The 508-nt window shown below is 58.7% G+C and carries 1 protein-coding gene; it reads right to left on the reverse strand.

Translation table 11 applies throughout. The annotated features are described in order from the left end of the window. A partial coding sequence (locus tag G6017_RS17060) for a cytochrome P450 (protein WP_524536314.1) occupies positions 1–508 on the reverse strand: 508 nt, incomplete at both ends.

The following is a 508-nucleotide window of genomic DNA, read 5'->3' on the forward strand; positions in this document are numbered from 1 at the left end:
GCTCGGCCAATCGGTTGCCCATGCACCGATGGACGCCGAACCCGAAAGCGATGTGGTTGCGGGCGTTGGGCCGGTCGATGATCAACTCGTCCGGCCGCTCGAACACGGACTCGTCCCGGTTGCCCGAGGCGTACCACATGACCACCTTGTCACCCTTACGGATGAACTGACCGTTCAAGATAGTGTCAGTCTTGGCGATTCGGCGCATGTAGGCCAGCGGCGTTTGCCACCGGATTATCTCGGAGACCATGTTGGGGATCAGGTCAGGGTTGGACTTGAGCTTTTCGAACTGGTCTGGGAACCGGTTCAGCGCCAGAACGCCACCACTCATCGAGTTCCGGGTCGTGTCGTTCCCTCCGACGATCAACAGCACAAAGTTGCCCATGAATTCCATCGGGCGGTCGATCAGATCCTTGGTGTTCTCGTTGCTCTGCAGCATGGTGACCAGGTCGAAACCGGGTTCCTCCCCCTCTGCTAACCGAGCCTTCTTGTCGTACCACAGAGAACT

This window comes from Dietzia sp. B44 (assembly GCF_014145245.1).
GTDB classification, from domain to species: domain Bacteria; phylum Actinomycetota; class Actinomycetes; order Mycobacteriales; family Mycobacteriaceae; genus Dietzia; species Dietzia natronolimnaea.